Source organism: Pyramidobacter sp. C12-8, assembly GCF_002007215.1.
GTDB lineage: Bacteria > Synergistota > Synergistia > Synergistales > Dethiosulfovibrionaceae > Pyramidobacter.
Map to the genome: position 1 here is coordinate 1 of NZ_MUHX01000150.1, position 219 is coordinate 219.

The 219-nt window shown below is 70.8% G+C and carries 1 protein-coding gene; it reads right to left on the bottom strand.

Annotation, left to right across the window (positions count from 1 at the left end):
* The coding region (locus tag B0D78_RS13110; protein ID WP_168170154.1) for a hypothetical protein at positions 1–219 on the bottom strand (219 nt) is incomplete at both ends.

The window sequence follows — 219 nt, forward strand, 5'->3', positions numbered from 1 at the left end:
CTCAAGGACGGCCGTGCAGCCGCGCGAGAGGTAGTTGCAGACGCTGAGCGAGCACGGCGTCGTCCTCTTCTCCCCCTCGGGCCACCAGCCCTGCCCGGCGAGCTTGTGCACCGCGTCCGCCCAGCGCTCGTCGTCGCGCAGGGCGTCCATCGAGTTGCGAGACCCCAGCCGCCCGAGGAAGCCGAGGACGAACGTCCAGAGGAACGTCCGCCCCTCGTA